Here is a 24,389-nt window from a genome sequence, read left to right as displayed (position 1 = left end):
TGCGATGACCCGCGCCCCGACTCCCTACTCTTCCCACATCCAGAAACACCGTCCATGCAGTTGGAATTGAGACCAGACGTGTCGAACGCCGCCGCCCCTACACCGCTTCTGAGCCTGTCCGGCGTGACCAAGACATTTCCCGGCGTGCGGGCCCTTTCAGATATTTCGCTAAACCTCTACCCGGGCAAGGTCACGGCATTGGTGGGCGAAAATGGTGCTGGCAAGTCTACCGTGGTGAAGGTTCTGACGGGCATTTATCAACCCGACGAGGGTGACATCCGGATCGATGGCGAGGCTCTCAGTTTCCCGACACCGCAATCCGCCGAAACTGCTGGCGTGACCGCCATCCATCAGGAAACCGTCCTTTTCGACGAACTGACGGTGGCGGAAAACATCTTTCTCGGCCATGCGCCAAAGGGGCGATTTGGCCTGATCGACAAAACCGCCATGGCGACCCGCGCGCGAGAGATTCTGGATGGAATCGGGGCCAAGATTGATCCGGGCGCGACGCTCAAGGACCTTGGAACCGCGAACAAGCACCTGGTTGCCATTTCCCGGGCGCTGTCCATCGACGCGCGCGTTGTGATCATGGACGAACCGACCGCAGCCCTCAGCCAGAAGGAAATCGAAGAGCTTTACGAACTCGTCGAAAGCCTGAAGGCGCAAGGCAAGGCGATCCTCTTCATTAGCCACAAGTTTGACGAGATCTTCCGCATCGCCGATTTCTACACCGTCTATCGCGACGGCCAGATGGTCGGCGAAGGGGCGATAATAGATGTTAGCGAGTCGGAACTGGTCAAGCTTATGGTGGGCCGCGACGTCAGCCAGATTTTCCCCGAACGCGACCACAACGTTGGCCACGATATCCTCGAAGTCGCGGGGTACGACCACCCGACCGAATTCGCGGACATCGGTTTCACGCTCAGGCGCGGCGAAATCCTCGGGTTCTACGGGCTGGTCGGCGCAGGTCGGTCCGAATTCATGCAGGCCCTTTTCGGGATCACCCGCCTCTCGGGCGGAACCGTGAGGATCGACGGGGCACCGGTTTCGATTGCATCGCCCGCCGACGCGGTCGCAAGTGGCATCGTCTATGTCCCGGAGGACCGGGGCAAACAAGGCACAATCAGCGCGCTGCCGATTTTTCAGAACGTGACGCTGCCGTCACTCGCTCGCACCTCGCGCAAGGGGTTCATCAGGCTGGCCGAGGAATTCAAGCTGGCGCGGGAGTATACCGAACGTCTCGACCTGCGCGCCGCTTCGCTAGACACCGATGTCGGCAACCTGTCGGGCGGCAACCAGCAGAAGGTCGTGATCGCCAAATGGCTTGCCACCCAGCCCAAGGTCATCATCCTGGACGAACCCACCAAGGGCATCGACATCGGATCCAAGGCCGCCGTGCATGAATTCATGGCGGAGCTTGCCGCGCAAGGGCTCGCCGTCATCATGGTCAGTTCCGAAATCCCCGAGATCGTGGGCATGTCGGATCGTGTGATCGTCATGCGCGAGGGGCGCATAGTGGCGGAACTGGCCCGCGACCAGATCACGCCCGAAACGCTTGTCAGCCACGCCGCAGGGATCAGGGAAGCCGCGCAATGAAACGTATCCTCGCCTCCCGCGAACTTTTGCTGCTGGTCGCCATCGCATTGGTGCTTGGCATCATCTCAAGCCGCTTCCCGGCGTTCATCACGCTGTCGAATCTGGCTGCCGTCTTCAACGACACCTCGCCGCTGATCCTGCTGGCTATCGGCCAGATGATCGTGATCTTGACGAAGTGCATCGACCTCTCGGTCGCCGCCAACCTCGCGCTGACCGGCATGGTCGTGTCCCTGATCAATATCTCGGCACCAGGTCTGCCGATTATCGTAACGCTGGCCGTGGCCACCGGGTTCGGGGCGTGCCTTGGAATGTTCAACGGTATCCTTGTGTGGAAACTGGACATCCCGCCTATCGTGGTGACGCTTGGCACCATGACCATCTTCCGGGGAACCATCTTCCTTCTGACAGAGGGAAAATGGGTTAACAGCCACGAGATGAGCGACACTTTCAAGGCATTCCCGCGCACCAAGCTTCTTGGCCTTCCGGTGCTAAGCTGGTTTGCCATCGCGGCGGTGATCCTTTTCACCATCGTCATGAGCCGCACCACCCTGGGCCGCGCCTTCTACGCTGCCGGGGGCAACCCCCATGCGGCGACCTATGCCGGGATCAACGTGGGCCGGACCCAGTTCTGGGCCTTCACGATCTCTGGCGCGCTGGCCGGTCTGACCGGCTACCTCTGGGTCTCTCGCTTCGCGGTTGCTTATGTCGATGTTGCTGGGGGATTTGAATTGACCGTCGTGGCCGCCTGCGTCATTGGCGGCGTGTCGATTATGGGTGGCATCGGTTCGGTCCCCGGCGCGCTGCTGGGCGCGCTGTTCCTCGGCATCATTGCCAATGCCCTGCCGGTCGTGAACATCTCTCCCTTTTGGCAGCTGGCCATCTCGGGCGGTGCGATCATCATCGCGGTTGTTCTAAACGCCCAGGCCAACCGGACGAAGGGCCGCGTCATCCTAAAACGCGCGGAGCACGCGACATGACCACGACGACACGCTCGACCCCCGATCGCCTGCGCTCGCCGCTGGAGCGGAACTTAAAAAGCTGGGAAAGCCTGCTGATGCTGGTCGCAATCGGCATCTTCATCGCCAACAGTTTGGCCTCACCCTATTTCCTGAATGCCTGGAATCTCTCCGACGCGACCTTCAACTTCACCGAAAAGGCGATGATCGCCTTTGCCATGGCCCTGCTTATCATCTCTGGCGAAATCGACCTCAGCGTCGCCGCGATCATCGCACTGGCCTCGACCGCCATGGGCGCCGCCGTGCAGGCGGGTGTCGGGACAGAGGGGCTAGTCCTTATCGGTCTGGCCGTCGGTCTGGCCTGTGGGGCGGTAAACGGTTTCCTCGTCACCGGCCTTGGCCTGCCATCCATCGTCGTCACCATCGGCACGATGAGCCTTTTCCGCGGGGTCAGTTTCATCGTGTTGGGCGATCAGGTCTACAAGGGCTATCCAGCCGATTTCGCCTTCTTCGGGCAGGGCTATGTCTGGTGGGTGATTTCCTTCGAATTCGTCCTTTTCGCCATCATTGCGGTGATCTACGCGGTCATCCTGCACATGACCAATTTCGGCCGCGCGGTCTATGCCATCGGAAACAATGCCACCGGGGCGCTGTTTTCGGGCATTCGGGTGGGCCGGGTGAAGTTCACCCTGTTCCTGCTGACGGGCCTGATGTCCGGGGTCGCCGCCGTCTGCCTAACATCCCGCCTCGGCTCGACCCGACCCTCCATCGCCTTCGGGTGGGAACTTGAGATCGTGACCATGGTCGTCCTTGGCGGGGTCAACATCCTCGGCGGCTCCGGCTCCATCCCCGGCGTAGTGATCGCTGCCTTTGTCATGGGGCTTGTGACTTTCGGACTTGGCTTGCTGAACGTGCCCGGTATCGTGATGTCGATTGTTATCGGGGCGTTGCTGATCACGGTCATCGCGCTGCCCCGGCTCTGGTCGATGTGGAGGGGCTGACATGGAAAAATACGCCTTCAAGATGAAGCTCACCCCGGGCTGCAGGGATGAATACAAAAAGCGCCACGATGAGATTTGGCCAGAGCTTGCCACGCTGCTGAAAGACGCGGGCGTGTCTGACTATTCGATCCATCTGGACGAAGAAACGAACATTCTTTTTGGCGTCCTTTGGCGCACCGACGACCACAAAATGGATGCCTTGCCCCGCAACGAGATCATGCAGCGATGGTGGGCGCATATGGCGGACATCATGGAAACCAAGCCCGACAACGAACCCGTGGCGGTGCCGCTGACGCCCGTCTTCCACATGCCATGACCCCCCGGCACGTCGCCGTCATCGACATCGGCAAGACCAACTCCAAGCTTGCGCTGGTCGATGCGACTGACATGTCCGAAGTGGAGGTGCTGACCCGGCCTAACATCGTTCTCGCCGCTCCACCCTATCCGCACTTCGATGTTGAGGCGATCTGGCACTTCCTTCTGGACGGGTTGGAGCAGTTTCAGAAGGCGCACGGCGTAGATGCCATTTCCATCACGACCCACGGGGCGTCTTGTGCCCTGATCGCGCCAGACGGCGCGCTTGCTGCCCCGATCCTCGACTATGAACACACAGGCCCTGATGATCTGGCCGCGGCGTACGACGCCATCCGCCCGGCCTTTGAGGAAACCGGATCGCCAAGGTTGCCGATGGGTCTGAATCTGGGTGCGCAGTTGCATTGGCAATTTGAGCAGGACCCCGCGCTTCGCGAACGCACCGCCGCCATTGTTACCTATCCGCAGTACTGGGGACATCGCCTGACAGGAGTGCCGGCCAGCGACGTGTCGTCCCTTGGTTGTCACACGGATCTGTGGAAACCGTCCAAGGCGCACTATTCTTCGTTGGTCGAACGGTTGGGCATATCTGAAAAAATGGCGCCCGCACGCAAATCTGCGGAGGTTCTCGGACCCGTGTTGCCGCAGGTCGCATCGCAAACCGGCCTGCGCTTTGACACGCTGGTGCACTGCGGCATCCACGATTCAAACGCATCGCTTTTGCCTCATGTACTGACCCGAACCGGGCCGTTTTCCGTCGTTTCGACCGGGACATGGGTCATTGCCATGACCATCGGCGGCGAAGAAGTAACTCTGGAACCTTCGCGCGACACGCTTCTTAACGTCAACGCACTGGGTGCCCCGGTACCCTCCGCCCGTTTCATGGGGGGACGCGAGTTCGAGTTAGCGATGAACGGTCAAACCACTCAATGTGCAGAGCAATTCCTTGACCTGGTCGCGAAAGACGGCCCCATGCTCTTGCCCGCAATGGTCCCGGACAGCGGACCGTTTCAGGGGCAAAAACACAGCTGGATGGGGTCAGAGCCTTTGCCCGGAACCCAGGAACGCGCGGCGGCGGTGAGTTTTTACCTCGGATTGATGACCGCGGAATGCCTGTCGCTGACCGGACACAAGGGCCCTATTATCGTCGAAGGTCCATTTGCCAGGAACAAAGGCTTCGCCAGTATGCTCGCCGCGGCGACAAACTGCAGGGTCGACGCGACCGTCACCGCAACAGGAACGAGCCAGGGAGCCGCCCTCTTGGCAACAGGCGCACTCCCCGAGCGCGCGGCCTTCGACGTCGAAACCTATTTTCACAAGACCGACGTGAGCTACCAACGTTACGCGAACAGTTGGCACAGAGCCGCAAAAGCAGGCCTGGAACCACGCCCATAGGATACCCTAAAAACCTGCACGGAACTCCGATAGCAGACATTGGGGACCAGCGTGAAACTGAACGGAATGGGCTCGATGCCGCTGTTCTCTGCGGTGCGCCCTGACTGGCTGAAAGAGCACTAACCGGTCATTGCGATGTGAACTGGCTACTGCGGTTGCATTCGGCAGCGACAAGCCCCAATCCCGACATTCACAAGCCAGTTTGCAGTTTCCGATTTGCGCTGCAGAGATACCTCTGAGGGGGCCATGGCTGGATGCGGATTTGCATTATCTTGAGGGCAACGTAGCCCTCTCCAAGAAAAACCTGAGTGAGAGTCAAACGGACAAAAACCGCCAGTATCGTGGGGCACGCACAGGTCAATGTCGCTCTGGGGATGGCAAAGGATACTCGGTCTTGAACAATCGCAAGACCGGGCGGCCCTTTGCCACCAATAACAACCGGCGTTCAGTGCCCGATCCGGTTTTGCGGGACGACCTCATACCCAGGTTCTTCAGGCTCATCATCCAGCATTTCGGGTGGAAATCCCGGCGCGCGGATGTCCAGGCCGGTGGCCTCTTCCAATCGTTTGATGATGTTTGGCGACAACTCGCGTTCGCCATACCTTGCGATGGCGTCCTCGAAGATCTTGATCATGACCGGGTTCATCTCAAGCGGCACACCGGCGCGGTCCGCGACCTCCTGAAACAGACCTATATCCTTTTTCACCAAATCCATTGTGAACGAAATATCGCGGGATCCATTCAGGATGACCTGGCTTTCGGTTTCATGCACAAAGGACGTGCCGGAAGAGATTTTGATGGCCTCGTAGGTCGTGCCCAGATCCATACCTGCTGCCTTGGCAGTCACCAGTGCTTCGGCACAGGTGATCAGATTGGCTGTGGCCAGATAGTTGGTCAGCACCTTCAGAACCGAGGCAGAGCCCAGTTCACCGGTATGCAAAACACGCCGCCCCATGGTGGTCAGAAACGGTAGAATCCGTTCGAATGTTTCGCGGTCACATCCCGCGAAGATCGAGATATTGCCAGTGGCTGCCCGATGACATCCGCCTGAAACCGGGCAATCCACCGCCGCGCCACCGCGTTCGATTACCTCAGCGCCAAGACGCTTGACCTCGGCTTCGTCGGTGGTCGACATCTCCATCCAGATCTTGCCGGGGCCAACCTCGGGCAGCATCTCCTGCATCACGGCGTCCGAGGCTGCAGGCGACGGCAGGCAGGTGATGACCGCATCACAGTCCCGCATCAACTGAGCCGGACCCTCTGCTGCCTTTGCGCCTTGGGCGACAAACTCGGTCACCAGATCCGCGTTCAGATCATGCACCGTCAGATCAATACCATTTCGCAGCAAGGATCCTGACAGCTTGCCGCCGACATTTCCCAACCCGATAAATCCAACTTTCATATGTCGCCTCTCCCTGTTGGCATGTGCCCGTCATGCGATCACGGATTTATGCGACCATTCATGCCGCCCAACGACAACCGCAGGTCGCTTTTCGCACCCTTCCCCAGATGTTACGCGTAACGCGCTTGACAAGCGGGTCAGCGGTGCCGCATGTCCCTTTCGTTGGTGTCTGCAACAGCAGATGAAAAGGGAATGCGTCAACGGGTTGTCCGCCAAACGCAGCCGCCCCCGCGACCGTGACCGGAGAGGGTGCCCAATGCCACTGGCCAAGGCCGGGAAGGCGGGACATCCGACAGAGGACCCTGACGAACCGGGCCTCTGACATCCGCAAGCCGGGAGACCTGCCAGCACCCGAAGTTGAAACCGGGCGGGGTGTTCCGGTGTCGGGTCCATGTTGCAACACGTGGCCCGCTTGAAACCCCGTCCCCCGCGAAGAGGATTTGGGGGGATGAGAGATACGACTGAGACCGCACCGGTCGAGCTGCTGGTCTGTACGACCTGCCGCCGCGGTCAGGCTGTTGAGGATGATGCGCAGCGCCCCGGCACATTGCTGCACCAGGCCTTGGAACAGGCCGAATTGCCCGACGGCATTACCCTGAAACCTGTCGAGTGCCTTTCGAATTGTGATCAGGGCTGTTCCATAGTGCTGCGCGGTGGCCCGGATCGCTGGACCTTTGTTTATGAGAACCTGAATGAGGTTGATCATGTCGATGTCATCATCGACGGCGTCACAAAGTATCTGGCCACCCAAGACGGCTTGGTCAAATGGCGCGAGCGCCCCGAACATTTCCGCAAAAACTGCGCCTCGCGCATTCCCCCGATTGGAGCCTGACATGTCGAACCTTGAAAAACTGCCCGTCACCGTGATCACCGGATTTCTGGGCTCGGGCAAGACGACGCTGGTCAAACACCTGATGCAGAACCCACAGGGCAAGCGTCTGGCCGTGGTCGTCAACGAGTTCGGCGATGTGGGTGTCGATGGCGACATCCTGAAATCCTGTGCCATCCCGGACTGTCCGGCGGAAAACATCATGGAACTGGCAAACGGCTGCATCTGCTGCACCGTGGCCGACGATTTCATCCCAACCATCGAAGCTCTGATGGCGCTGGAGCCGCGCCCTGAGCATATCCTGATCGAAACCTCGGGCCTCGCTCTGCCCAAACCGTTGCTCAAAGCCTTCGACTGGCCCGATATTCGCTCGAAAATCACCGTGGATGGCGTGATCGCTCTGGCCGATGCCGAAGCCGTCGCCGCCGGTCGGTTTGCGCCGAATGTCGAAGCCGTGGATGCTCAGCGCATGGCCGACGACTCGATCGACCACGAAACGCCACTGTCCGAAGTGTTCGAGGATCAGATTTCCTGCGCCGACATCATCCTGCTGACGAAACCCGATCTGGCGGGCCCCGAGGGCGTGGCCAAGGCCAAAGAAGTCATCGCCGCCGAAGCGCCGCGCCCCCTGCCCGTGGTTGAGGTTGCCGAAGGCGTTGTGGATGTCCGCGTCGTGCTGGGTCTGGAATCCGCTGCCGAGGATGACATGGATGCCCGCCCGTCGCATCACGACGGTCACCATGATCACGAACACGACGATTTTGAAAGCATCATCGTCGAACTGCCAGAACAGACCGACCCGGCCGCGCTGGTCACCAATATCGAACGCTTGGCGACCGAGTTGAACATCTTGCGCGTCAAGGGTTACGCTGCCGTCCAAGGCAAACCCATGCGCCTTCTCGTTCAAGCCGTCGGTGCGCGCGTTCGTCACCAGTATGACCGTCCGTGGGAACCGGGTGAAGAGCGCCGCTCGCGTCTGGTGGTCATTGCCGAGCATGACGACATCAAAGAGGCTGAAATCCGCGAGATCCTCGCGGGCGTCACCGAGGCCGCCGAGTAACCCATGCACGTCGTCTTCCGCGAAAGCCATGGGCTCGAGGAAACCGAGACCCCAACCGATCTGGGCCAAAGCCCGGCGGATCTGGTTGTCTTGTCCTTCTCGGACAGTGACCTCGGCGCTTTCGCGGCGGGATGGCATCGCGGTGGCGGGTCCGAGGGGCGGATGCCGACGCTTCGACTGGCCAACCTGACGGCGCTCAAGCACCCACTGTCCGTCGACACCTATGTCGAGCAGACGCTGGACTGCGCCAAGGGTATTCTGATCCGCTTGATTGGCGGCGTGCCTTACTGGTCGTACGGCTTGCAGCAGGTTCTGGCACTGGCGCAGGCCAAAGGCATCGCGCTAGCCGTGCTGCCAGCGGATGGGCGCGAGGATACGCGGCTGGATGACTATTCCACCCTGCCCGTTTCAACCCTGCGCCGTCTGGCCCATCTGTGCGACACTGGTGGTGAGGTCGCGGCGCAAGCCGCATTGGCACAGATGGCCTTGGCAGCCGGGCTTTATGCCGGGCCGGTGATGGGCGCGAAGACCCTGCCCGAATGCGGGGCATGGTGCCCGGATCGCGGCGTGATTCCAGCGGACACTGCGTTCGAAGGGGACGCGAAACGTATCGTCGTCACGTTTTATCGCGCCTATCTGACGTCGGCCGACACCGCCCCTGTCGCAGCTCTGATCCGCAGCTTGCGCGCGCGCGGGTTCGCGGCAGTGGGCCTGTACGCGCCGTCCCTCAAGGCACCTGCAGCAGCCGATTGGTTGCGCGAGACTCTTGGGACGTTGACCCCCGCTGCGATCATCAACGCCACGTCTTTTTCCGGCAAAGGTGCGTCGGGCACTTCCCCGCTGGACGCCGCCAACGTGCCGGTATTTCAGATCGCTCTGGCCACCTCGCGCCGCAAAGCCTGGGCTGAGGCGGAACGAGGCCTCTCGCCCGCTGACCTGGCAATGCATGTTGTATTGCCCGAGGTAGACGGACGAATTTCGGCGGGCATCGCCTCGTTCAAGGAACCAGGCAAACGCGACCCACATCTGGAATATTCCCGCTTCGCCCACCGGGCCGAGGCGGAACGGATCGAAGCCATCATCGACCGGGTGTCAGGCTGGCTGAGTCTGAGCGACAAACCGAAGGCGGATCAGATCCCTGCGCTGGTGCTGTCGACCTATCCCGGCAAAGACTGGCAGATGGCCCATGCCGTGGGCCTGGACGCACTGGCCTCTGCCGAGGCAATGCTGTTCGATCTTCAGAGCGAAGGCTATGAAACCGCACCAGCGGAACCAATTTCCGAGACGTTGCCAGACGCCCGGATTTCCTGGCCGCTGGAAGGGTATTTGGACGCTTTGGCCAAACTGCCGGAACAATTGCAAACCGACCTTCAAACGGTTTGGGGCAATTGCGAAGACGATCCCGCCTTCGATGATGGCGCGTTTCACTTCACAGCCCTGCGCCGGGGCAAAGCTCTGGTCGCGCTGCAACCAGAACGCGGAACGCCCGAACTCCGCGATGACGACTACCACGACCTGTCACGCACGCCGCGCCACAGCTATGTCGCGTTTTACTTGTGGCTGCGCAAAGGTCTGGGCGCAGATGCGCTGATCCATATCGGTGCCCACGGAACGCTGGAATGGTTGCCCGGAAAATCGGTTGCCTTATCCGCCGACTGCTGGCCCGAGGCGCTGATCCGCGACCTGCCGGTAATCTACCCCTTCATCGTAAATGACCCCGGCGAAGCTGCGCAGGCCAAGCGCCGAATTGGGGCCGTCACGCTGGGCCATATCCCGCCGCCGATGAAGGAAAGCGGTACACCGGACCGGATGGTGCGGCTGGAATCGCTGCTGGATGAATTCTCGAATGCAGACGGGCTTGACCCCAAACGCCGGGACCGTTTGCAAGAAGATATCCGGGACGAAGCGCAAGCCATCGGGCTGGAAAGCGATCTTGGCCTTGATCAGGCCACCTGCACCGCCGAGGCGATCACCCGGATCGACCGTTTTGTCTGTGACATCAAGGAAAGTCAGTTCGGAGACGGGTTGCATATCTTTGGCAGGGTGCCCGAGGTGACGGGCAATTTCGACACGGCAGCATCTGCTCAAGCCGAACGTGGCGCTTTGATCGACGCGCTTGCGGGCAAGCGGATCGAAGCTGGCCCATCTGGTTCCCCCTATCGCGGGCGGTCGGATGTGCTGCCTACCGGACGGAACCTTTATACAACCGATCCACGCTCGGTTCCGACCCGCGCGGCCTATGCGCAGGGCGTCAAACTGGCTGAGGAGTTGGTACGCCGCCATCTGCAAGAAGAAGGCGATTACCCCAAAGGGCTGATCGTCGACCTGTGGGGCTCAGCCACTATGCGCACTGCGGGCGAAGAGTTCGCGATGGCGCTGCATCTGCTGGGTGTCAAGCCGGTCTGGGACAAAGGGTCCGAGCGGGTTTCAGGCATCGAAGTCCTGCCGATCACCGATCTCAGCCGCCCACGTCTGGACGTTACATTGCGCGTTTCGGGCCTGTTCCGAGACGTGTTCCCAACCCTTTCAGCGCTTTTTGGTCAAGCCGTCCGTGCGCTGTCTGCGCGCGACGAAGCACCCGACTGGAACCCTTATGCAGGTCAGGACCCCTCGGCCCGCGTCTATGGCCCGGCACCTGGCAGTTATGGCGTCAACATGACCCAATTGTCCGAGGTCTATACCGAAGAAGCGCGCGCGCAGGCGGGCGAGGCATGGCTAGAGGCCAGTTCCTTCGCGCTGGAAGGCGAGCACATTGAGCAAGACAAGGACGGCATCACCCAGCGCGTTACAAATGCCGACAGCTTTGTTCACCTGCAGGATCTGACTGAGACCGACCTGCTGCTGGCCAATGACTATGCCACACATGAGGCCGGTTTTGCCGCAGCCAAAAAGATCACGGGCGGCAGCGTGCAGCTTTACCATCTGGACAACACCAACCCTGAAAACCCCCGCGCCCGAACCCTGCCGGAAGAGATCAGCCGAGTCGTCCATGCCCGCGCCGCCAATCCCGTCTGGATCGCCGGGATGCAGCGGCATGGTTTCCGGGGCGCGGCTGAAATCGCCGCAACGCTGGATCACATGGCCTCGTTCGCGCATCTGTCCGGGACGGTCGCGCCGCACCTGTTCGACCTGTACCATGATGCTACATTGGGCAACGAAGAGGTGGACGCTTTCCTGCAAGAGGCCAATCCCAAAGCCCATCAAGCAATGCAGGACCGGTTCCGTGCGTTGCTTGAGGCCGGACTTTGGAACACCCGCCGTAACTCGATCCGGGCGGATCTGGAGGGTCTGACATGAGCGCGCCCGTTGTTCAGGGATGGTGCCCCGGTGCCCACCGCCCGATGATGTCCGGCGACGGGCTGGTCGTGCGGGTAAGGCCCCGGTTGGCACGGCTGGAGGCCGACCAAGCGCTGGGACTGTGCGACCTTGCCGATCGGTTTGGAAACGGGTCGATCGATTTGACCAATCGGGCCAATCTGCAACTGCGAGGCGTGGAGGACTATGACCATCAGCCGCTGCTCAAGGAGCTTGCGGCGCTGAACCTGCTGGATGCGGAGCCCGGCATTGAGGTGCGACGCAATATTCTGGTCACTCCGCTGTATCAGGCGGGCGATTTGACCGCGCGCCTGACGCAGGACCTGATCGACCAATTGGCAGAGCTGCCCGCCCTGCCCGCCAAGTTCGGCTTTGCCATCGACACCGGCCCCGCGCGGCTTTTGAGCGCGGACTCAGCGGATATTCGTCTGGAAACCGATGCTGACGGCCTGATCCTGCGTGCAGACGGCTGCGAAACTGGGCGCCGTGTGACCGAGAGTGACGCGATTGACCACGTCATCGCTTTGGCACGGTGGTTTGCCAAGACCTACACGCCCGAGGCTCGCCGCATGGCGCGGGTCGTCGACGCGCTGCCGCAGGAATGGCAAGGAAACCCGCCCGGCCCTGTCGGCGCAAAATTGCAACCCGGCCCGTGCGAACTCGGCGCTCTGTACGGCGCGGCTTTTGGGTCGCTGCCGGCGCGCAAGCTTTATGATCTGATTGACGATAGCGGCGCGACTGCCCTGCGTGTCACCCCGTGGCGGCTGATCCTGCTGGAAGGCGGCGCGGCGATACCTGCCCCGGAGTTTGTCTCGGATGGCACCGACCCGCTGATGACCACCGACGCCTGCCCCGGTGCCCCGTTCTGCCCGCAGGCTCAGGTGGAAACCCGCGACATCGCCCGCGCCTTGGCTTCGCACGTGCCCGGGCGCCTGCATGTGTCGGGCTGCGCCAAGGGATGTGCCCGGATGGGGGCCGCCGACATTACATTGGTGGGCGCAAACGGACGATTTGATCTTGTAAAACAGGGCCGCGCAGGGGATGAGCCCTGCCAGCGCGGGCTCGACCCCGAAACACTTATGACCATGGACTTCACCTGATGCCCTATGAATATGAAACCGATGGCGCGGCGATCTACAAGGAAAGCTTTGCCACCATCCGGTCCGAGGCTGATCTGGCCCGTTTTGAAGCTGATGAAGAGCAGGTCGCCGTTCGAATGATCCATGCCGCCGGGATGGTTGGGCTGGAAGAGTTCGTGCATTTCTCACCCGGCTTTGTGTCGGCTGCCCGCACGGCATTGGAAAACGGCGCGCCAATCCTGTGCGACGCGCGCATGGTCAGCGAAGGCGTCACCCGCTTCCGCCTGCCCGCCGATAACGAAGTGATCTGCACATTGCATGACGACCGCGTGCGCCCTTTGGCCGCCGAGATGAGCAACACACGTTCCGCCGCTGCGCTGGAACTGTGGCGTCCGCATCTGGAAGGCGCTCTGGTCGCCATTGGCAACGCGCCAACAGCCCTTTTCCATCTGCTAAACATGCTGGAAGACCCAAATTGCCCGCGCCCTGCAGCAATCATTGGCTGCCCGGTCGGCTTTGTTGGCGCCGTCGAATCCAAGGATGCGCTGTGGGAGGCCCAACCGGTGCCGTCCTGCATTGTCAAAGGTCGACTGGGTGGCAGTGCCATCACAGTGGCGGCCGTTAACGCCATCGCAAGCCGGGCAGAATGAGCATGGGTACCATATACGGTGTGGGCCTTGGCCCCGGCGATCCGGACCTGATGAGCGTTCGGGCGGATCGCCTGTTGCGCAACGCCAAGCATGTGGCCTTCTTCCGAAAACCGGGCCGCAGCGGTCAGGCGCGTAAGATCGTAAACGGTATGATTCCTGAAGGCGCGGTTGAGTTTCCGATGGAATACCCGGTAACCACCGAGATTCCGGTCACTGATCCGCGCTACAACGAACTTTTGGCTGCGTTCTATGAAGATTGTACCGCCCATCTGAAAGCGCTGTCCGAGCAGGGCGAGGATGTTGTGGTTCTGTGCGAGGGCGATCCGTTCTTTTATGGTTCATTCATGCATCTTTACAGCCGGTTGCGCGAACAGACCCCGGTCGAGGTTGTGCCCGCCATCACCGGCATGTCCGGTGCCTGGACCGCGACTGGTGATCCTATCACCTGGGGTGATGATGTACTGACCGTGCTGGTTGGCACTTTGCCCGAAGACACTCTGGCAGAACGTATGGCGCAAACCGACGCGCTGGTCGTAATGAAGATCGGGCGCAACATCGACAAGGTGAAACGTGCTTTGAAGACCTCAGGTCTTTTTGACAGGGCGTGGATCGTCGAATTTGCGCAGATGCCCAACCAGACAGTGACCAAACTGTCAGAGGCCTGCGAAAAGATCACCCCGTACTTTTCGATCATCGTGGTGCATGGTCAGGGACGGCGTCCATGAGCGGTTGGGTCAAGATTGCAGGGCTGGGACCGGGTGATGAGGCACTGGTGACGCCCGAAGTCACGTCGGCGCTGACCGAAGCCACCGACGTGGTGGGTTATATTCCTTATGTGGCGCGTGTGGCCGAACGCCCCGGCCTGACCTTGCACGCAAGTGACAACCGGGTCGAAATCGACCGCTCGCAACACGCATTGCAAATGGCAGCCGACGGCAGGAAAGTTGTCGTGGTGTCTTCGGGGGACCCCGGTGTATTTGCCATGGCCGCAGCCGTTTTCGAGGCGATAGAGAGCGGTCCTGAGGAGTGGCGCAATCTTCAGATTGATGTGCTGCCGGGGATCACTGCGATGCTGGCCGCGTCTGCCCGTGCGGGCGCTCCGATGGGGCATGATTTCTGCGCCATCAACCTCAGCGACAACCTCAAACCATGGGCTTTGATCGAAAAACGTCTGCGTCTGGCAGCGCAGGCCGATTTCTCGATGGCCTTTTACAATCCACGCTCGAAGTCTCGCCCCGAAGGGTTTGTAAAAACACTGGAAATCCTGCGCGAAGAATGTGAACCAGAGCGCCTGATTTTGTTCGCTCGCGCGGTGTCGCGGGCAGATGAAGCAATCCGGATTTCGACACTTGCCGAAGCCACGCCTGAGATGGCCGATATGCAGACGGTGGTTATTGTGGGGTCATCCCGCACCCGTGTAATCGAACGCAACGGCGCACCAATCGTCTACACCCCACGCTTTACCCCTGATAAGGATCAGGGATGAGACAGCCAGTCCAGAACCTGCGCGACACTCGAAAGCTCGGTCCGCTGCGGCAAAACCGGGCGGTCGATCATCAGCACGGGCAGGCCCAAGGCACGCGCCACGTCCAGCTTGGCCCGCGCGCCCGAGCCGCCTGCGTTTTTGGACACAACCAGCTGCGTGCCGTGGCGCAGCATCAGCGTGCGGTCCTCAGCTTCGGTAAATGGCCCACGGGCAACGACAACTTCGGCATTCGGCAGGGGCAGGCTTTCGGGGTCGTCTACAAGGCGCAGCAGGTAATGGTGCTGGGGCTGGGCGGCAAAGTCTTCAAGATGCATACGGCCAACGGCGAGGAACACGCGCTGGGCGTCGCCGGACAACGCGTCGACGGCCGCTGCAATGTCCGGGACGTGATGCCAGGTGTCGCCGGGCTGCGGCGTCCACGCCGCGCGGGTCAGAGCGGCCAGAGGCGTCTGCGTTGTCCGACACGCCTCAATCGCGTTCCGGCTCATCTGGGCCGCAAACGAGTGGGTCGCATCCACAACATGGGTAACGGCGTTTTTGCGGATGTACTCGGCCAAACCTTCCGAACCGCCGAAGCCGCCAACGCGCACTGGCAAAGGCTGTGGGCGTGGGCTTTCCACACGTCCGGCGTAGGAATACACAGCCGCAACCCCTTGTTCGGCAACGGCTTTGGCCAAAGCGTTGGCCTCGGTCGTACCGCCAAGGATCAGCACATTGGGGATCAGGAGTTTGGACATGTCTGATGCTCCGTGGCTGACAGTTCTGGGACTGGGCGAAGATGGGCTTGATGGCCTGTCACCTGCAAGCCGTCAAGTGCTGGACCGGGCCGAAGTGATCATGGGGCCGTCGCGCCACCTATCGCTGCTGCCCGAAACCGGAGCAGATCGTATCGAATGGCCGGTGCCGTTTTCAGATGGCTTGCCGATCCTGCAAGGTTTGCGCGGAAAACAGACCGTTGTTCTGGCCTCGGGCGATCCGTTCTGGTTTGGCGCAGGTTCAGTCGTTGCACGCAATTTCGACGCCGGAGAATGGACCGCCCTGCCCGGCCAATCCACTTTTTCGCTTGCCGCTGCCCGTCTGGGCTGGCCTTTGGAAAGTACGCTGACCTTCGGCCTGCACGCTGCCCCCCTGACCCGACTGCGGCCGCATCTGGCCCCGGGTCTGCGGGCGATTCTGTTGCTGCGCGACGGAAAGGCCGTGGCGGAACTGGCAACATACCTGACTGAAACCGGCTTTGCCGACTCGTCCCTTCATGTGATGCAGGCGCTCGGCGGTCCGCGCGAAAGCTCTCAGACCGTCACTCTGACCGAAGCCCTTCTGGGCACGTTCGACCATCCCGTCTGCGTTGGACTGGACGTTACCGGTGCAGGTCCCGCGCTGTCCAAAGCGTCTGGCAAACCGGACGACATTTTTGAAACCGACGGGCAGATCACCAAACGGCCCATCCGCGCGTTGACCCTTTCAACGCTTGCTCCTCAAAGGGGTGAGCATCTGTGGGATATCGGCGGCGGCACAGGTTCGATCAGCATCGAATGGCTGATGTGTGATCCGACCCTGTCAGCGACATGTTTCGAACCCCGCGCTGACCGGGCAGAGCGCATCCGCCGCAATGCCGATGCATTGGGGCAGGATCGTCTGAACGTCGTGCACGGAACCGCGCCAGAAGCGCTGTTCAACGAGGAGCTGCCGGATGTCGTTTTCATCGGTGGAGGGTTGAGTGCCAACCTGCTGGCCTGGCTGCGCGATGCGCTTCCCAAAGGCACGCGCCTTGTCGCCAATGCCGTCACATTGGAAAGCGAGGCCCTGCTAGCACGATGGCACGAAGATTTGGGCGGTGACCTTTTGCGAATCGAGCTTGCGCAATCTGCCCCTCTGGGACCAAGGCGTGGCTGGAAATCCGCCTACCCGGTTGTGCAGTGGAGCGTGACGTTATGATCGTCGCTGGCCTTGGATTCTCTTCTGCTGCAACAGCCGACAGCTTGCGTAAAGCATTTGAAGTGGCAACTGCGAACCATGATGTCACAGCCTTGGCAACCGTTGCCGACAAGGAAGGCCATTCTGCGCTGACATTCTTTGCAGAAGAGGTATCTCTGCCCTTGCATTTCGTTGCCGCAGCCGACCTGGCGGATCAACGCACCCTCACCTGCTCGACCCGCAGCCGTGCCACCTATGGCACCGGAAGTGTGGCCGAAGCATCCGCATTGGCTGCCGCCGGAGAGCTTTTTGGCTTGGGCGCGCGGCTGCTCTCACCCAGACAAATTTCAGACGACCGGCTGGCGACTTGCGCCATAGCCATCGGAGGACAAACATGACCGTTCATTTTATCGGTGCCGGACCGGGCGCCGCCGACCTGTTGACGTTGCGCGGGCGCGATATCATCGCATCCTGCCCTGTCTGCCTCTATGCAGGTTCGCTGGTCCCGGAAGAGATCCTGGGCCATTGCCCCGAGGACGCAAAGATCGTGAACACCGCGCCCATGGACCTGGATCAGATCATGGCCGAGATCGACGCTGCGCACAAAGCGGGTCAGGATGTGGCGCGCCTGCATTCCGGCGACTTGTCGGTCTGGTCGGCGATGGGTGAACAGATCCGCCGCCTCAAACAGATGGGCATCCCTGTCAGCGTGACCCCCGGCGTGCCGTCCTTTGCCGCGGCCGCTGCGGCCTTGGGTACTGAACTGACCCTGCCCGGGATCGCACAATCCGTCGTTCTGACCCGGACACCGGGGCGCGCATCGACGATGCCCGAAGGCGAGACGCTGGAGAACTTCGCCCGTACTGGAGCGACTCTCGCCATCCACCTGTCGATCGGCAATCTGGACAAGGTCATCGCCGATCTTACCCCGGCCTATGGTGCAGATTGTCCGGTGGCCGTGGTCTACCGCGCCAGCTGGCCGGATGAACGGATCATCCGCGCGACGCTGGCAACGCTGAAGGACTCGCTGGACGAAAGCATCGCGCGCACCGCGTTGATCATGGTGGGTCCGGCCTTGGCAGGTGAGGGCTTCGATGAAAGCTGCCTGTATTCCAAGGATTATGATCGCCGCTATCGCCCGCAAAGCACCGACAGCCCGTGGTCCAGCTGGAGTCACGGTGATGACTAACCCCCCAGGCATTCTGATTTCGGCCCCATCGTCAGGCACCGGCAAAACAACGGTCATGCTGGGCCTTTTGCGCGCGTTGGCCGAAGACGGCTTGACCGTGCAGCCATTCAAGAGCGGCCCGGACTACATCGACCCGGCGTTCCATCGAGCGGCGGCAGGGCGAGCCTCGTTCAATCTCGACAGCTGGGCGATGGGCGATCCGCTGTTAAACGCGATCTCTGCTCAGGCCGAAGGTGCAGATATCGTTGTGGCCGAAGGCTCGATGGGTCTGTTCGACGGTGTCGCCAAACCCGGAGAGCTGGGCCATGGGTCGAGCGCCGAGACTGCTGCACGGATGGGGTGGCCTGTGGTGCTGGTTCTGGATGTGGGCGGTCAGGCTCAATCCGCAGCGGCCACGGCATTGGGGTTCAAGATGTACAACCCCGATCTGCCCTTTGCCGGAGTAATCCTGAACCGCTGCGCAAGCCCCCGGCACGAGCGTTTGACCCGGCTAGGGATGGAACGCGCGGGACTGCCGGTGCTGGGCGTGCTGCCCCGTCGTGGTGATCTGACCCTGCCCGAGCGGCATTTGGGATTGATCCAAGCTGTCGAACACCCTGATCTGGAAAGCGCTATTGTGGGTTATGCCGCGTTTCTGCGCGAACATGTGGATCTGGATGCGATCAAACAGGCGGCTTCCTCGGGCCCTGTTGGGCCGTCGTCAACCGCGCTGCCGCCGCCCCCTGCTCAACGGGTAGCACTGGCTCGGGACGCAGCGTTTTCGTTCACCTATCCGCATTTGCTGGAAGGCTGGCGCTCGGCCGGGGCCGAGATCATGCCCTTCTCGCCACTGGCCGATGAAGCCCCTGCGGCAAATGCCGATCTGGTCTGGCTTCCAGGTGGTTATCCCGAACTGCACGCCGGCACATTGGCCGCTGCGAACACGTTCCTCACGGGTCTGCGCAAACATGCAGAGACAAAGCCGGTGCACGGAGAATGCGGTGGGTATATGACGCTCGGGACAGCGCTGATCGACAAGGATGGCGTGCAGCATGAAATGGCGGGTTTGCTGGGACTGGTGACGTCTTATCAAAAACGCAAGTTCAACCTGGGCTATCGCAAAGCCGAGCTTCTTGCCCCTATGCCCGGATTTGCCGAAGGCGCTGCGCTGCGCGGGCATGAGTTCCACTATTCTTCAATCGTGGGCCAACCTGATGCACCGCTTGCGCGTGTGTTTGATGCAGAAGGCGCAGAAGGCCCGCAGACCGGCTCGGTGCGCGGCAATGTCACCGGCACATTCTTTCACCTGATCGCTGAGGCCTCGGCATGAGCGGCTTTGTTTCTTTCATCGGCTCGGGCCCCGGCGATCCGGACCTGCTGACGCTGAAGGCCGTAGACCGATTGCAAAAAGCCGACGCCGTTCTTTTCGACGACCTGAGCAGCGGGCCAATCCTGAGCCACGCGCGCGAGGACACGGATCTTGTGGGCGTGGGGAAACGGGCCGGTCGCCCCTCGCCCAAGCAGGACCATATCAGCCGGTTGCTGGTGGACTATGCACAGACTGGCCAACATGTGGTACGGCTGAAATCTGGCGATGGCGGCATGTTCGGGCGTTTGGAAGAAGAACTTGTGGCCCTTCGCGAAGCTGGAATTGAATATGAAATCATTCCGGGCATCCCATCTGCCATTGCGGCGGCAGCGGCGGCAGGTATTCCGCTTACCCGTCGTCTGACCGCGCGACGGGTGCAATTTGTCACCGGTCATGACGTCAGTGGTGAACTGCCTGACGATCTGAACCTGGCTGCTTTGGCCGACTCTCAAGCGACCACTGTGGTGTTCATGGGCAAGCGCACTTTCCCGCTGCTGGTCGATGCGCTGAACGCCCATGGCCTGCCGCTGGACACTCCGGCTTTGATGGCAGAATCCGTTTCGACCCCGAATCAAAAGCTGCATCGCGCCACCATCGGCGCTTTGGCGGAGCAGTTGAAATCTGAGATCGGCAAAGCCCCGGCCTTGATCCTTTATGGCCCGCTGGCGGAGTTCGAAGATGATTGATCTGAGCCTGATCGGCATCGGTACCGGTAACCCGGAGCATGTGACCTTTCAGGGTGCGCAGGCCATCCGGGCGGCGGATCTGATCCTGATCCCGCGCAAGGGCGAAAACAAGGCTGATCTGGCCGGTCTGCGCGAAGAGATCATTGCGCAGGTGGCAAACACCCCGCCGCAGATCGCTTATTTCGACATCCCTACGCGACGAGCGGATGACGGCTATCTTCGCGGTGTTGACGACTGGCACGACGCCATTGCCCTGCGCTGGCAGGAGGTGATGAACGCCCACCCGGAGGCACGGACCGTAGCGCTGCTGATCTGGGGGGATCCGTCGCTTTATGACAGTTCGCTGCGCATCGCGGCACGGCTGGACCCCAAGCCCAACACAAAAGTGATCCCCGGTATTACTGCCCTGCAGGCTTTGACAGCTGCCCACGCGATCCCGATCAATGATCTGGGTGCGCCCTACGTTGTAACAACCGGGCGTCGTATCCGGGATGAAGGATGGCCTGAAACCGCCTCGAAAGTCGCCGTAATGCTGGATGGAGAATGCTCATTCCAATCCCTTGAAATGGCGGATTTTGACATCTGGTGGGGGGCCTATGTGGGTATGAAGGAAGAACTGCTGATCAGCGGCCCTCTAGATCAGGTCGCCCAGCAAATCCTGGACACCCGCGCCAAAGCCCGAGCGGATCATGGCTGGATCATGGATATTTATCTATTGAAAAAGCGCGCCGCGTAATTGCGCCCAGCACACGGGTTTGTGACTGCGCGATACGTTCAGGTCTGGCACACTCTCAGCTAGGAATCGGAGATGCGTTGATGAAAACTTTCATCCCTCTGCTCGCCCTGATCGCTTTGCCTGTCTGGGCGCAAGACGCCCTTGAAGGCTGGGCGGTGCATCCGACAGACAAACCTTATGCCGAACTGGTCGACGCCACCAAGGCCGCGATCAAGGAAAACGGGTTGATCGTCGTGACACAGGCAGGTCCCACCAAGGCTGCTGCCGCGCGCGGGATCACCATACCGGGCAACCGGGTGATTGGGGCCTTCAACAATGATTACGCGGTGCGGGTCCTTGCGACATCGACCAATGCGATGATCGAAGCGCCGATCCGCTTTTATGTCACCGAAAATGAGGACGGAACCGCCACCCTGTCCTACAAAACTCCCAGCTTTGTTTTTGCCCCATATGCATCGGAAGGTGGGCAAGCCTTGCTGAATATCGCCACAGAACTTGACACAAAGTTTCAATCTGTCGCCGAAGACGCAGTCAAATAGTCACACTGGCGTGAACCGCCTTGCGTCCAGGGGCGTCCTCCGCAATCTGCTTCGAAACGGTTATTTCGGAGCATGACTGATGCAGGACCCCTCGCCCCGCGCCGCGGATCTTCTGGCCCAACGCCTGTATGAAGCGGGGTGCCGCCACGCTTTCGGAATGCCCGGGGGTGAGGTTCTGACGTTGGTGGATGCGCTGGAAAAGGCGGGGATTACCTTTCATCTGACCAAGCATGAGAACTCTGCCGGGTTCATGGCCGAGGCAGTGCATCACCGCGATGGGGCACCAGCGATTTTGGTGGCCACGCTAGGCCCGGGCGCAATGAATGGAATCAATGTGGTGGCGAACGCGTTGCAGGACCGGGTGCCGATGATCGTTCTGACCGGATGTGTCGACGCGGACGAGGCGCTGACCTATACGCATCAGGTAATGGACCACAGCCGGGTCTATCGCTCGATCACCAAAGGGACCTTCACGTTGACCGCCAAGGGCGCGGATGTTGTCGCCGACAAGGCGGTGTCTCTGGCCATGCAGCCACGCCCCGGCCCAGTTCATGTCGATGTACCAATCTCGGTTGCAGATACGCCTGTGACCGGCGTGAAACACCGCCGCCTTGCAAAGGTCGCACCTGTAAGCCCTGGGGGTGAGTGTCTGGAGAAAGCCCGCCGGTGGGTGGCCGAGGCCAAGCGCCCCGTCGCCATAATCGGGTTGGATGTCCTCTATGACGACTCGCGCAGCGTGGTGCAGGCGTTCGTGGAGCATTTTGGCATTCCGTTTGTGACCACTTACAAAGCCAAAGGCGTGGTGCCTGAAGATCATCCCCTGTGTCTGGGCGCGGCCGGTCTGTCGCCGCTGGCCGACAAACATCTGATTCCTTTGATCGAACAGGCCGACCTGGTGTTGTGCCTGGGCTATGATCCTATCGAAATGCGCCCCGGCTGGCGCGAGATCTGGGATCCCGAGGATAAGCGCGTCATCGATATCTCTGCCGTCGTCAATGATCACTATATGCATCAGGCGGGTTTGAACCTTGTTGCCGATACGGGCGAAACGCTGGAAGCCATCGCAAAGGGCAACCCTGCCCATACGACTTGGCCAAGTGGCGAACCCTCGCATGTCAAAGCTGCTCTGGCAGAGGCTTTTCCCAGTGATGAAGACTGGGGACCTGCGGCTGTCATCGCCGAAACCCGGGCGGTTCTGCCGCCTGAAACGCTGGCAACAGCTGACAGCGGCGCGCATCGTATCCTGTTGAGCCAGATGTGGGAGTGCAGCGAAGAACGCGGGCTGATCCAGTCTTCGGCGCTGTGTACAATGGGCTGCGCGGTTCCGATGGCCATTGGTCTGAAACTGGCCGAACCCCAGCGCCCGGCCATCAGCTTCTCAGGCGATGCCGGGTTTCTGATGGTGGCCGGGGAATTGTCGACTGCAGCCGAAATGGGCGGCAACCCGATTTTTCTGGTCTTCGTGGACGCAAGCCTTGCCTTGATCGAGCTGAAACAACGCCAGCGACAGATGAGCAACAAGGGCGTGGACTTTGGCCATCATGATTTCGCGGCCATGGGCCGGGCCTTTGGCGGAAACGGCCACACAGTCCGCAACCGGGCCGAGTTGCGCGCAGCGCTGGAAGCTGCTGTAAAAGCCGAGACATTTACCGTCATTGCTGCTGAAATTGAGCGTGGAGGCTATGATGGCCGCATCTGAAGGCCCCCTGAAGGGCGTCAAGGTTCTGGATCTTAGCCGCATTTTGGCAGGACCCACCTGCACGCAGTTGCTGGGAGATCTGGGCGCAAGCGTCATCAAGATCGAAAATCCCGCTACCGGCGGCGACGACACTCGGCAATGGGGCCCACCCTATGTGACGGATGCCGAGGGCAACCGCTCGGACCTGAGTGCCTATTTCATGTCGGCCAACCGCAACAAGAAATCCGTCACGCTGGATATCGCCACGGCTGAAGGTCAGGCTGAGATTCGGCGACTGGCGTCACACGCGGATATCCTGATCGAGAACTTCAAACCCGGTGGGCTTGCGAAGTTCGGGCTTGATTATGCCACCCTGTCGCAAGAGTTTCCCAGTTTGGTCTACTGCTCGATCTCGGGCTATGGCCAGACCGGGCCCAATTCCAGCAAGCCCGGCTATGACCTGATGGCGCAGGGCTATGGCGGGATCATGTCTTTGACCGGCGATCCCGAGGGCGCGCCGATGAAAGTGGGTGTTGGCATCGCAGATGTGATGTGCGGGATGTACGCGAGCGTCGGTATTCTTGCCGCACTTCGCCACCGTGACCTGACCGGTGAGGGCCAGCAAATCGATCTGGCGCTGGTGGATGCCCAGATTGCCTGGCTGATCAATGAAGGCGTGAACTATCTGACCTCGGGCAGTGTCCCGCAGCGACGCGGCAACGGGCACCCGAATATCGTACCTTATGATGTGTATGAAACCGCCGACGGGCACGTGATTCTCGCGGTCGGAAATGACAGTCAGTTCAGAAAGCTTTGCAGTTTCATCAATAATCCCGAGCTGGCCGACGACCCCAGATTTGCGACCAATCCAGCCCGACTGGAGCATCGGGACGCGCTGAACGCCACTTTGCGACCTGCAGTGCAAGCATTGGACACGCAGACCGTTATTTCTGGTCTCGAGGCAGTCAAAGTGCCCGTTGGCCCGGTTCAGACGCTGGATCAGGTGTTTGACACCGAACAGGTAGCCGCACGACAGATGCAGATCTCAATGCAGGCCCAGCCGGGTCAGGTCAACCTGATCGGGAATCCCCTGAACCTGTCGAGGACGCCTGTAACATATCGCAGCGCCCCTCCGGTCTGCGGGGCGGATACCGAGGCCGTTCTGAGCGCTGAAAACCCGTTCGAGGATTGAAATACTTGCACATTTAGGCGGCAAGT

General features: G+C 60.8%; 23 protein-coding genes and 1 riboswitch. Of the genes, 21 read left to right on the top strand and 2 right to left on the bottom strand.

The annotated features are described in order from the left end of the window. Nucleotides 1–54: 54 nt before the first annotated feature. The 5 genes from AC2FJZ_RS01830 to AC2FJZ_RS01810 are packed head-to-tail and all read left to right on the top strand — an operon-like array spanning nucleotide 55 to nucleotide 5,260. On the top strand, nucleotides 55–1,596 hold the full coding sequence (locus AC2FJZ_RS01830; RefSeq protein WP_496667363.1) for a sugar ABC transporter ATP-binding protein: 1,542 nt from the start codon (nucleotides 55–57) through the stop codon (nucleotides 1,594–1,596). Then, nucleotides 1,593–2,573 carry an ABC transporter permease gene (locus AC2FJZ_RS01825; protein WP_496667364.1) on the top strand — a complete coding sequence of 327 codons (981 nt, stop codon included), beginning with the start codon at nucleotides 1,593–1,595 and terminating at the stop codon, nucleotides 2,571–2,573. The genes AC2FJZ_RS01830 and AC2FJZ_RS01825 overlap by 4 nt, the downstream gene beginning before the upstream one ends. Next, nucleotides 2,570–3,553: an ABC transporter permease gene (locus tag AC2FJZ_RS01820; RefSeq protein ID WP_496667365.1), complete on the top strand. Its 984-nt coding sequence runs from the start codon at nucleotides 2,570–2,572 to the stop codon at nucleotides 3,551–3,553. The genes AC2FJZ_RS01825 and AC2FJZ_RS01820 overlap by 4 nt, the downstream gene beginning before the upstream one ends. A gap of 1 nt (nucleotide 3,554) precedes the next feature. Continuing rightward, entirely contained in the window at nucleotides 3,555–3,869 is a 315-nt protein-coding gene (rhaM, locus tag AC2FJZ_RS01815) for an L-rhamnose mutarotase (protein WP_496667366.1), read from the top strand. Continuing rightward, on the top strand, nucleotides 3,866–5,260 hold the full coding sequence (locus AC2FJZ_RS01810) for an FGGY-family carbohydrate kinase (RefSeq protein ID WP_496775878.1): 1,395 nt from the start codon (nucleotides 3,866–3,868) through the stop codon (nucleotides 5,258–5,260). Before rhaM ends, AC2FJZ_RS01810 begins: the two co-directional genes overlap by 4 nt. 445 nt (nucleotides 5,261–5,705) lie before the next feature. On the opposite strand, the gene AC2FJZ_RS01805 is transcribed toward AC2FJZ_RS01810, so the two are convergent. After that, entirely contained in the window at nucleotides 5,706–6,662 is a 957-nt protein-coding gene (locus AC2FJZ_RS01805; protein WP_050603341.1) for an NAD(P)-dependent oxidoreductase, read from the bottom strand. Nucleotides 6,663–6,808: 146 nt separating this feature from the next. Then, nucleotides 6,809–7,025, top strand: a riboswitch (cobalamin riboswitch). A gap of 85 nt (nucleotides 7,026–7,110) precedes the next feature. Between AC2FJZ_RS01805 and AC2FJZ_RS01800 the strand changes: the two genes are divergently transcribed. Genes AC2FJZ_RS01800 through cobJ form a run of 7 tightly spaced genes read left to right on the top strand, consistent with a single transcriptional unit; the run spans nucleotide 7,111 to nucleotide 15,081 of the window. Beyond that, complete coding sequence (locus AC2FJZ_RS01800) at nucleotides 7,111–7,494, top strand: DUF1636 family protein (protein ID WP_496775877.1); 384 nt, start codon at nucleotides 7,111–7,113, stop codon at nucleotides 7,492–7,494. Nucleotide 7,495: 1 nt separating this feature from the next. Next, on the top strand, nucleotides 7,496–8,551 hold the full coding sequence (gene cobW / locus AC2FJZ_RS01795; RefSeq protein WP_496775876.1) for a cobalamin biosynthesis protein CobW: 1,056 nt from the start codon (nucleotides 7,496–7,498) through the stop codon (nucleotides 8,549–8,551). A gap of 3 nt (nucleotides 8,552–8,554) precedes the next feature. Beyond that, nucleotides 8,555–11,848 carry a cobaltochelatase subunit CobN gene (gene cobN / locus AC2FJZ_RS01790; protein WP_496775875.1) on the top strand — a complete coding sequence of 1,098 codons (3,294 nt, stop codon included), beginning with the start codon at nucleotides 8,555–8,557 and terminating at the stop codon, nucleotides 11,846–11,848. Continuing rightward, a complete protein-coding gene (locus AC2FJZ_RS01785; protein WP_496775874.1) occupies nucleotides 11,845–12,966 on the top strand; it encodes a ferredoxin-like domain-containing protein in 1,122 nt (373 codons plus the stop codon). Before cobN ends, AC2FJZ_RS01785 begins: the two co-directional genes overlap by 4 nt. After that, nucleotides 12,966–13,595 (top strand): precorrin-8X methylmutase, encoded by a 630-nt coding sequence (locus tag AC2FJZ_RS01780; protein ID WP_050603336.1) that lies wholly within the window; start codon nucleotides 12,966–12,968, stop codon nucleotides 13,593–13,595. The genes AC2FJZ_RS01785 and AC2FJZ_RS01780 overlap by 1 nt, the downstream gene beginning before the upstream one ends. Next, entirely contained in the window at nucleotides 13,592–14,320 is a 729-nt protein-coding gene (locus AC2FJZ_RS01775; RefSeq protein WP_496667373.1) for a precorrin-2 C(20)-methyltransferase, read from the top strand. The genes AC2FJZ_RS01780 and AC2FJZ_RS01775 overlap by 4 nt, the downstream gene beginning before the upstream one ends. Continuing rightward, complete coding sequence (gene cobJ, locus AC2FJZ_RS01770; RefSeq protein ID WP_496775873.1) at nucleotides 14,317–15,081, top strand: precorrin-3B C(17)-methyltransferase; 765 nt, start codon at nucleotides 14,317–14,319, stop codon at nucleotides 15,079–15,081. Before AC2FJZ_RS01775 ends, cobJ begins: the two co-directional genes overlap by 4 nt. Here cobJ and AC2FJZ_RS01765 read toward each other — a convergent pair. After that, complete coding sequence (locus tag AC2FJZ_RS01765) at nucleotides 15,072–15,818, bottom strand: cobalt-precorrin-6A reductase (protein WP_496775872.1); 747 nt, start codon at nucleotides 15,816–15,818, stop codon at nucleotides 15,072–15,074. The genes cobJ and AC2FJZ_RS01765 overlap by 10 nt on opposite strands. On the opposite strand from AC2FJZ_RS01765, the gene cbiE reads away from it, so the two are divergent. The 9 genes from cbiE to AC2FJZ_RS01720 all read left to right on the top strand — a co-directional run bounded on the left by cbiE (nucleotide 15,817) and on the right by AC2FJZ_RS01720 (nucleotide 24,363). Then, complete coding sequence (gene cbiE / locus AC2FJZ_RS01760) at nucleotides 15,817–17,016, top strand: precorrin-6y C5,15-methyltransferase (decarboxylating) subunit CbiE (RefSeq protein ID WP_496775871.1); 1,200 nt, start codon at nucleotides 15,817–15,819, stop codon at nucleotides 17,014–17,016. The genes AC2FJZ_RS01765 and cbiE overlap by 2 nt on opposite strands. Beyond that, the gene (locus tag AC2FJZ_RS01755) at nucleotides 17,013–17,393 is read left to right on the top strand and encodes a cobalamin biosynthesis protein (protein ID WP_496775870.1); all 381 of its coding nucleotides are present in this window, start codon (nucleotides 17,013–17,015) and stop codon (nucleotides 17,391–17,393) included. The genes cbiE and AC2FJZ_RS01755 overlap by 4 nt, the downstream gene beginning before the upstream one ends. Continuing rightward, complete coding sequence (cobM, locus tag AC2FJZ_RS01750; RefSeq protein ID WP_496775869.1) at nucleotides 17,390–18,184, top strand: precorrin-4 C(11)-methyltransferase; 795 nt, start codon at nucleotides 17,390–17,392, stop codon at nucleotides 18,182–18,184. Before AC2FJZ_RS01755 ends, cobM begins: the two co-directional genes overlap by 4 nt. After that, entirely contained in the window at nucleotides 18,177–19,493 is a 1,317-nt protein-coding gene (locus tag AC2FJZ_RS01745) for a cobyrinic acid a,c-diamide synthase CobB (protein WP_496775868.1), read from the top strand. The genes cobM and AC2FJZ_RS01745 overlap by 8 nt, the downstream gene beginning before the upstream one ends. Next, complete coding sequence (gene cobA / locus AC2FJZ_RS01740) at nucleotides 19,490–20,218, top strand: uroporphyrinogen-III C-methyltransferase (RefSeq protein ID WP_496775867.1); 729 nt, start codon at nucleotides 19,490–19,492, stop codon at nucleotides 20,216–20,218. The genes AC2FJZ_RS01745 and cobA overlap by 4 nt, the downstream gene beginning before the upstream one ends. Continuing rightward, on the top strand, nucleotides 20,211–20,954 hold the full coding sequence (cobF, locus tag AC2FJZ_RS01735; protein ID WP_496775866.1) for a precorrin-6A synthase (deacetylating): 744 nt from the start codon (nucleotides 20,211–20,213) through the stop codon (nucleotides 20,952–20,954). The genes cobA and cobF overlap by 8 nt, the downstream gene beginning before the upstream one ends. A gap of 80 nt (nucleotides 20,955–21,034) precedes the next feature. Next, nucleotides 21,035–21,493 carry a DUF302 domain-containing protein gene (locus AC2FJZ_RS01730; protein WP_496775865.1) on the top strand — a complete coding sequence of 153 codons (459 nt, stop codon included), beginning with the start codon at nucleotides 21,035–21,037 and terminating at the stop codon, nucleotides 21,491–21,493. A gap of 79 nt (nucleotides 21,494–21,572) precedes the next feature. Beyond that, nucleotides 21,573–23,192: a thiamine pyrophosphate-binding protein gene (locus AC2FJZ_RS01725; RefSeq protein WP_050603327.1), complete on the top strand. Its 1,620-nt coding sequence runs from the start codon at nucleotides 21,573–21,575 to the stop codon at nucleotides 23,190–23,192. Continuing rightward, nucleotides 23,179–24,363 (top strand): CaiB/BaiF CoA transferase family protein, encoded by a 1,185-nt coding sequence (locus AC2FJZ_RS01720; RefSeq protein ID WP_496775864.1) that lies wholly within the window; start codon nucleotides 23,179–23,181, stop codon nucleotides 24,361–24,363. Before AC2FJZ_RS01725 ends, AC2FJZ_RS01720 begins: the two co-directional genes overlap by 14 nt. Nucleotides 24,364–24,389: the final 26 nt, after the last annotated feature.

The sequence above is a fragment of the Ruegeria sp. CDSA079 genome (assembly GCF_059612245.1).
Note: the sequence above shows the minus strand (reverse complement) of the source record. Positions and strands in the feature narration are given on the sequence as shown.